General features: G+C 69.0%; 9 protein-coding genes. 4 read left to right on the top strand and 5 right to left on the bottom strand.

The genetic code is table 11. The annotated features are described in order from the left end of the window. Positions 1 to 509: DUF2721 domain-containing protein (locus FL311_RS38595; RefSeq protein WP_368668612.1), on the top strand; the 509-nt coding region annotated here is incomplete at its 5' end. On the opposite strand, the gene FL311_RS45680 is transcribed toward FL311_RS38595, so the two are convergent. The 4 genes from FL311_RS45680 to FL311_RS38575 form a co-directional block, all read right to left on the bottom strand. Beyond that, the gene (locus tag FL311_RS45680; protein ID WP_228557363.1) at positions 506 to 946 is read right to left on the bottom strand and encodes a hypothetical protein; all 441 of its coding nucleotides are present in this window, start codon (positions 944 to 946) and stop codon (positions 506 to 508) included. The two genes, FL311_RS38595 and FL311_RS45680, sit on opposite strands and share 4 nt — an antisense overlap. 5 nt (positions 947 to 951) lie before the next feature. Next, a complete protein-coding gene (locus FL311_RS38585) occupies positions 952 to 1,725 on the bottom strand; it encodes a hypothetical protein (RefSeq protein WP_141332650.1) in 774 nt (257 codons plus the stop codon). Between the two features lie 80 nt (positions 1,726 to 1,805). Then, a complete protein-coding gene (locus FL311_RS38580) occupies positions 1,806 to 2,645 on the bottom strand; it encodes a slipin family protein (protein WP_141332649.1) in 840 nt (279 codons plus the stop codon). After that, positions 2,642 to 4,000, bottom strand: a complete 1,359-nt coding sequence (locus tag FL311_RS38575; RefSeq protein ID WP_141332652.1) for a nodulation protein NfeD — start codon at positions 3,998 to 4,000, stop codon at positions 2,642 to 2,644. Before FL311_RS38575 ends, FL311_RS38580 begins: the two co-directional genes overlap by 4 nt. Positions 4,001 to 4,676: 676 nt before the next feature. On the opposite strand from FL311_RS38575, the gene FL311_RS38570 reads away from it, so the two are divergent. Together FL311_RS38570 and FL311_RS38565 are read left to right on the top strand one after the other, a co-directional pair. Then, a complete protein-coding gene (locus FL311_RS38570) occupies positions 4,677 to 4,889 on the top strand; it encodes a hypothetical protein (protein ID WP_141332648.1) in 213 nt (70 codons plus the stop codon). A 165-nt stretch (positions 4,890 to 5,054) separates the two neighbouring features. Then, positions 5,055 to 6,644 carry an amidohydrolase gene (locus FL311_RS38565; RefSeq protein WP_141332647.1) on the top strand — a complete coding sequence of 530 codons (1,590 nt, stop codon included), beginning with the start codon at positions 5,055 to 5,057 and terminating at the stop codon, positions 6,642 to 6,644. Positions 6,645 to 6,651: 7 nt separating this feature from the next. Here FL311_RS38565 and nhaR read toward each other — a convergent pair whose 3' ends face one another. Continuing rightward, on the bottom strand, positions 6,652 to 7,551 hold the full coding sequence (gene nhaR / locus FL311_RS38560; RefSeq protein ID WP_046710904.1) for a transcriptional activator NhaR: 900 nt from the start codon (positions 7,549 to 7,551) through the stop codon (positions 6,652 to 6,654). Positions 7,552 to 7,671: 120 nt separating this feature from the next. Here nhaR and FL311_RS38555 point away from each other — a divergent pair. Next, a partial coding sequence (locus FL311_RS38555) for a sigma factor (RefSeq protein WP_305036183.1) occupies positions 7,672 to 7,866 on the top strand: 195 nt, incomplete at its 3' end.

Genomic DNA, 7,866 nt, shown 5'->3' with positions numbered 1-7,866 from the left:
GTGGGGAGGGGTGGAACAGAGGGGGGATGAACGGTGCGGAAGGGTTGGACGTCTCGTCGATACGGTTGATTGGGACGGCGGTGACGCCGGCGGTGATGGTGTCGGCGTGCGGCATCGTGGCGACGGGGTTGGACAACCAGATTGCGCGGATGACGACGCGGATGCGGGAGATGTTGCGGGAGGTGCGGCTGTTGCCGGAGGGGCACACGCGGCGGGAGGTGTTGCGGCAGGAGGTGGACATCCTGGACCGGCGGCACGCGATCCTGGCGAGGGCCATCGCGCTCACGTACACGGCGCTGTTGTCGTTCGTGGTGACGTCGCTCTTGTACCTGACGAAGCGTCAGCTCGACATCCCGGAGCCGTTGCCGGTGGTGGCGTTCGCGCTGGGCGTGTTGCTCCTGGGCGCGGTGGCGGTGCTGGCGCTGGCCTCGCTGCGGCTGAGCCGGCTGGCCATCCAACTGGAGCGCGAGGAGCTCTTCGGGAGCAAGCGCGCGCCGCCGTCGAGTTAGGGCATGTGCGGATGGCGAGCGAGAACGCGGCCATCGGGTGACACGGCGTAGAGTTCGAACCAGTCGAGTTCGAGCGTGGCGCCAGCAGGCCAACCGCAGCGCTCGGGACGCCGATCGACACGCACGAAGTAGAGGCCGGCTTCTTGTCCGACGACGACGTCCAGTGATTTGGCCGAGGACTCACACGAGGGCGAGGGGCTTTTTGGGAATCGGGCCAGCACCTGCTGCAGCGCCGCATGTGCCGCCAAGACGGCGGGGCCTTCGAGTGTGGCCAGGGGACGGAGGTCCTTCGGCCATGGAATGGCCTCGGCGCCAATGCTCCCCGCGTCGGAGGGCGCGGCCGGGCCCGCGTCCACGGTCTTCGCCACAGACACGGGTGGGGTGCCGCCGTCCGGAACGAGTGAGATGAGGAGCGCCAGTTGAAGAGGCTTCAGCATGAGCGTCACTCCGGGCGGGCTTCAGACATCGTATCCAACTCGGGGACACAACGCGGTGGGGGAAGGGTCGTGGAGAGATTGCCAGGACGCTGGGGTTCGCAGGTTGCTTGGAAGTACCAGCGCTTCGCTGCGGCATTCCAGCGGAAGACCTCTCCCAGGGGATTCCACTTGTAGATTCGGGGCCGGGCCGAGGAGCCCGTCGCGAGCCAGGCCCACACTGGAACGAGTTGCCCTCGGGCGTCGCGAGCAGGAGACCCGTCGGGTGCCACGGCATACTCGACCATCGTCCATTGTCCTTCCGGCGACTTCATCGCTGGGGAGACGCGGAGGTCCGAGCTGCTCATGTTCGTGCCGCATGGATGATTGTGGGCGAAGCCGAAGACGGGGAGCTGGCGGCCGAAGTCCTTGTCCTCGACACCACCGAAAGGTGGGGTGCAGGCGCTTCGCTCGCCGGTGAGATTTCGAATGGGCCAGGACACCCGCCAGTCCTCGGGCGTTCGATAGACGGCGAGACAGTATTCCGCGGCGTCGGCGCGAGGTCGCCCGGTGCTCGGGTCGCAAGCGTCGGTTGCCCCTGGCAGGGTCATCAACGTTGCGAGCGCGGGAATGATGAGGTCGTCCGGGACGTCGGTCGCATTCGAGTAGACAGTCGGGACCGCATCATGTTCCCAGGGCCCCGGCGCCACGCGCAGGATGTCCCGGTTGTCGAGCGTCGCGAGCTCGCTGCTGGAGAAGTAACGGCGAGCCGGAGCGCATGCCAGGATGAACGTGAGGAGCAAGCCTCCGTTGAGGCAGACGTTGGCGTTGATGTTCCGACGCAGTATCCGAAGCCCCACTCAGGCAGGTCCTGAGCGGGAGCCTACGTCAAGCCGTCCACGGGAGGGCTCTCCTCTTCGTCGTCGAGCCCATGGCGTGACTCGTCACGCGAGCCGAAGCCGCTCCGGGCCGCCGCGGCGCCGACCGCGCGCAGGATGTCGAGCGGGATGGGGAGGATGGTGTGGTTGCCGCCCGTTGTGATCTCCACCAGCGTCTGGAGATAACGAAGCTGGAGCGTGGCCGGGTTGCGGCTGAGCACGTCCGCCGCCATGGAGAGCTTCTCCGCGGCCTGATGCTCGCCCTCGGCGGCGATGATCTTCGCGCGGCGCTCGCGCTCCGCCTCGGCCTGTCGAGCGATGGCCCGCTGCATCTCCAGCGGAAGGTCGATGTGCTTCACCTCCACGTTGGAGACCTTGATGCCCCACGGGTCCGTGTGCGAGTCGAGCACCTGCTGGATTTCGCGGTTGATGCGCTCGCGCTCCGTGAGCAACTGGTCCAGCTCCACCTGTCCCATGATGGCCCGCAGCGTGGTCTGCGCGAGCTGACTGGTGGCGTAGAGATAGTCCTCCACCTGGAGCACGGCCTTGTCCGCCTGGATGACGCGGAAGTAGACGACGGCGTTGACCTTCACGCTCACGTTGTCCCGCGTGATGACGTCCTGGGGCGGCACGTCCCGAGCCACGGTGCGCAGGTCGATGATGACCATGCGCTCCACGAAGGGGATGAGCCAGCGGAAGCCCGCGCGCTTCAGTCCCACGTAGCGTCCCAGCCGGAACACCACGCCGTTCTGGTACTCGGTGACGATGCGCACGCCGGAGAGGAACAGCAGGAAGACGGCGCCCAGGGGGATGAGGAACCCGAGCAGTCCGAATACGTCGGTCATGGCTTCACCTCGTCGACGAAGAGGGTGAGCCCGTCCACACGACGGACCACCACGTGGGTGCCCTGGCGGAGGGGCTTGGGAGAGGTGGCGCGCCAGCGCTCACCGTGGACGAAGACCTCGCCGTTCTCGGGCGAAGTGGGCGAGAGCGTGGTGCCCTCCTCTCCGACGAGCCCCGCGTCACCGCCGAGCTGCGGCAACTTGCGCGTCTGCGCGCCTCGCCACGCGATGTAGGCCGTGGCCCCCGCGAGCACCAGCGTGGTGGGAATCAACCAGGCCCATGTCACGCGGAAGGACGGGTCCACGAACCAGCCCGGGTCGAACCGGTCCACGAGGAACAGTCCACCCAATCCCAACAGCACCACACCCGAGGCCCCGAGCAGCCCACTGGTGACGAACAGCTCCGCGACGATGAGCGCCACGCCGAGCAGCAACAGCAGCAGCGCCCCCGTGCGAACCGGCAGCGCGGAGGACGCCATCAACGCGAGCACCAACGCCACCGCGCCGAGGAGCCCCGGAGCGATGCCGCCTGGATGCGTCAGCTCGACGACGAGCCCGAGCGCGGCCATGAGGAACAACAGGTAGACGAGCGAGGGATGCGCGAGCGCATGGACCAGCCGCTGCGACAAACCGGGCGTCAGCTCCACGAACCGCGCATCGCGGGTGTCCAGGCGCACGGTGTCCCCGCTGGCCACCTGGACCGCGCGTCCATGCACCTGGTCGAGGAACTCCTCCTCACTGGAGGACAGGTACTCCACCACGCGCAGCTCACGGGCCTGGTCCGCGCTGACGGCGACGCTGTCGCGCACGGCGGAGGCGGCCCAGGCGGCATTGCGCCCGCGCTGCTTCGCGATGCTCTCCGCGAAGGCGACGGTGTCATTCTCCACCTTCCGCGCGAGCTGCGAGCCTCCCGCCGCCTCCGGGTCCTCGCCGGTGAGTCCCACCACGGGATGTGCGGCGCCGATTCGGGTGCCCGGAGCCATGGAGGCCACATTCGAGGCGAGGGTGATGAACACGCCCGCGCTGCCCGCATGCGCACCAGAAGGGCCCACCCAGACGAGTACAGGCACGGACGAGCCCAGGAACGCACGCACGATGGCGTGCGTGGCCTCCAGCGAACCACCCGGCGTATCCAATCGGACCAGCAGCGCCGAGTGCCCACCCAGCTCCGCGCGTCGAACGCAGTCGACCAGATAGGCGCCCGAGCCGGAGTCGACCACGCCATCCAGCTCGCACCGGGCCACCGTGTCGTGCGAGACCTCTGTCGGCGGTGTCGCCGCGAGCAACCCCAGTGACAGTGACAGCAGGAGCCCCATCGCTCCGAGTCGCCGCGCGTGCTGGAGTGTCGAGGCTCCCATGGAACGAGAGGGCCGCACGTCACACCTCCTGGAACTGGGGCGAGCCCTGGAGGGTGCCCCGCGGGGCGTCGAGCCGTCGCGGGCAGACGTTGCTGCGCCGCCGCCAATCCGCCTCGGAGCCGATGCTGTTGCCGCACGACCTCGGCTTCCACGCGGCTTCGACGCACCGGTCGATGTCGCGCGACCTCCGAAGGAGGACGTTGCCGAGGCGCCGAGCGGACCCTCCATCACCGTGGAAACCCTCCCAGTCAGTCGCGAGGCAATGGACGGAGCCGCGTGACTCCAGGGCGCGCAGGATGGCCGCGACGTAGCTGTCACCAGGCACTCCGCTCAGCGGCTCAGCGCGGCCTCCACGCAGGAGCGCGGCGCGGCGCGGAAGCACGTCGAGCGCGACGCCACGATGAATGGCGGGTGCTCGCTTGCCGGCATCGACGACATCCCGCATGGCCGTGAAGCTCCCAGGGGTGAGGCCCTCCCGACACAACGGTGCTCATGGCCGACGGCCTCTTCCGCGATGGCCCACCGCATGTCCGGTATCCAGCATCGTGCGCGGGCGCCCGCCTGCCAGGCCGCTCACCGGGTGGTGGGACCCGGCGTCAGGCCCCACATTGCGGCAGGAGGTTCGCGCGGCATGGGCCGCCACCGGCAGTCCCATCATCTTGGACGAGGAGGATTCATGCGCCGTGTCGTTCTCATCGCAGCCCTGGGCTTGGGCGTCACCGCAGCGTTCGCCTGTAAGACCACGCAGCCTCCGGGGACGGAGACGCAGGCGCCGATACAGGGGCCTGATCAGGTGAGAGAGCCCGTGCAGACCGTGCCGAACGAACCGCCAGGTCCCGCCACGCCCATGCCCGCCGAGGCGGACGCGGGCACGACGCAGACGCCGTAGCGACCAGCGCGTGGCGGACCCTCGTCTCACGCAGCCATCATGATTCGAGCGGCACGGATGCCTCCGTGAGGGACGTCCGTGCCGAGTCATCTGGATGCGGCCCGTGACAGCACGCCGGGGCTCGCGCACAGTGCGCGCGGGCACAAGCACCCACGGAGGCGCACGGTGGCGACCACGGTCTATCTGGCGGAGCGAATCTGGACACTGGATGCCGAGCATCCACGGGCCCGAGCCCTGGCCGTGCGCGATGGCCGCGTGCTGGCCGTGGGCTCACCGGACGACGTGCGAGCCGCGGCTCCAGGCGCGCGAGAGGTGGACCTGGGTGACGCCACGGTGGTCCCCGGTCTGGTGGATGCGCACGCGCACATCCACGGGCTGGGCCGGAGCCTCACCACGGTGCGCCTGGAGAAGGCGCCCTCGGTGGACGAGGTGGTGCGTCGCCTGGCGCAGGCGCCTGCCTCCAGCTTCCAGGGGGACTGGTTGCTGGGACGGGGCTGGGACCAGAACGAGTGGCCCGGCGGAGCCTTCCCAGGGCGCGAAGCGCTCGACGCACGCTTCCCGTCGACGCCGGTGTTCCTCACGCGAGTGGACCACCACGCGGCGTGGGTGAACGGTGAGGCGCTCCGACGCGCTGGCATCACCCGAGACACCGAGGACCCGGAAGGCGGCCGCATCCTGAGGGACGCGCGGGGAGCGCCCACAGGTGTGCTCGTGGACAACGCGATGGACGTGGTGGCCGCGGCGATGCCACCGCCCACGAAGGACCAGCTCGAGACGCGACTGCGCGCGGCGCTGGAGCGCTGTGCCCGGGTGGGCCTGACAGGCATTCACGACGCGGGCATGGACCTGGAGGCCTTCCGCGTCCTCCAGCAATGGGACGCACAGGGCACGCTGCCCCTGCGCGTCTACGCGATGGCGGCGGGCCAGGGAGATGAGCGGCACGCGTACCTGGAGCAGGGGCCCTGGCAGGGGAGGATGCTGACGATGCGCGCGGTGAAGTTCCTCGCGGATGGCGCGTTGGGGAGCCGAGGCGCCGCGCTCCACGAGGACTACAGCGACGAGCCCGGCCAGCGCGGGCTGTTGTTGATGTCCCCCGAGGAGCTGGAGTCGAGGACGCTCGCGTTCATGGCGAGGGGCTTCCAGGTCTGCATCCACGCCATTGGAGACCGTGCCAATACCTTGGTCGTGGACGTGCTGCTGCGAGCCTCCGAGGTGACGGGGACTCAGGCACTGCGACACCGTGTCGAGCACGCGCAGATACTTCGACGCGAGGACATCACGCGCCTGGGCGCGGCGAAGCTCGTGGCGAGCGTGCAGCCCACCCATGCGACCAGCGACATGCCCTGGGCGGAGACGCGGCTGGGCCGCGAGCGGCTGCGCGGAGCCTACGCGTGGCGCAGCCTGAAGGAGGCGGGAGCGAACCTCGCGCTGGGCAGCGACTTCCCCATCGAGAACCCGGACGTGCTGGCGGGCCTGTACGCGGCGCGCACTCGGCAGGACGCCACGGGCAGGCCCGAGGGCGGCTGGCGGTCGGAAGAAGTCCTGACCGGACAGGAGGCCCTGGAGGGCTTCACGCTCGGCCCCGCGTGGGCGTCGTTCGAGGAGGCACGGCGCGGACGACTGGTGACAGGGCAGGACGCGGACTTCGTGGCCCTGTCCGTGGACCCGGTGGAGGGCGCCGCGAGGGGCCTGGTGGACGCGCGAGTCCTCGCGACGGTGGTGGCGGGTGTGGAGGTGTTCCGCGAGTCGCCGTGACTGCTGCTCACACGCTGAAGATCTGCGAGCGCGCCGCCTCGGCGATGGCGACGACGGCGGGGTGACGCAGGCGGCGCTCGACGGTGATGGCGTAGAAGCAGGTCTCGATTTCGTCGGTGCGCCCGATGACGGAGCAGTTGAAGGCGCGCTCCATCTGCGACTCGATGACGGAGGGCATGGCGAACACGCCGTGCCCGCTCTGCCCGAAGGCCTGGAGCAGCGCGCTGTCGTCGAAGTCGCCGGCGATGAGCGGGCGCAGGTTCTGTCGCTCGAACCAGAGGTCCAGCGAGCGGCGCACGGAGGACTCGTCCGAGGGGAGCAGCACGGGTGCGCCGTCGAGCGAGCGGGGGAAGTCCTTCTTCAGGTGGCGCAGGTTGTTGGCCGCGAAGAAGGACACGCCGCACTTGCCCAGCAAGTGGTTGAAGGAGCGGACGCTGACCGGCTCGGAGCTGGGGGCATCGGCGAGCACCACGTCCAGCTCATGCAGCGCCAGGGAGGCGAGCAGTTGGGGCAGCGGGCCCTCGCGGCAGATGATGCGCAAGGAGGGCCCCGCCTCGAGCGCGGGCTTGAGGAGCTGCTCGGCCACCAGCTTCGGGATGACGTCGAGGATGCCCACGTTGAGCCGTAGCTGCTGGCCCGGGGGGAGGCCCGCGACCACGTTCTTCAGCTCGTTGCCCAGGCGGAAGATTTCGTCCGCGTACCGCATGACGGTGCGGCCCACGTCGGTGAGGACCAGCTTGCGGCCCTGTCGCTCGAAGAGCTTGTGGCCCAGCGACTCCTCCAGCAGCTTGAGCTGGCTGCTGATGGTCGGCTGGGCGAGGTGCAACTCCTCGCCCGCCTTGGCGATGCTGCCCGCCCGCGCAACCGTCCAGAAATACAGGAGATGGTGGTAGTTGAGCCAGCTCATGGGCTTAGAAATAACCTATGAATTGAGTTCAAACTACCTAATTTTTTTAAGGATGGCGGTGGCTTATCTCTTGGGGCGTTCGCGGCGATTGGTTCGCCGCGAATGAACCGGAGGAGGTCCATGGAAGCCATCAAGGTGAGCGAGTTCTGCGAGTCCCCTGAGCTTGAGGTGCCGGGCGCGGTGGTCGAGGCGCGGGTACGAGAGCACCTGAATCTGGTGGAGCGGTTGGCATGGAAGTACCGCTGGACGGGGCTGCCGCAGGACGAGCTGGTGGCGGAGGGCAACGTCGGGTTGATGGAGGCGGCGGGGCGGTTC

The sequence above is a fragment of the Myxococcus sp. AB025B genome (assembly GCF_006518215.1).
Classification (GTDB): Bacteria; Myxococcota; Myxococcia; order Myxococcales; family Myxococcaceae; genus Myxococcus; species Myxococcus fulvus.
Note: the sequence above shows the minus strand (reverse complement) of the source record. Positions and strands in the feature narration are given on the sequence as shown.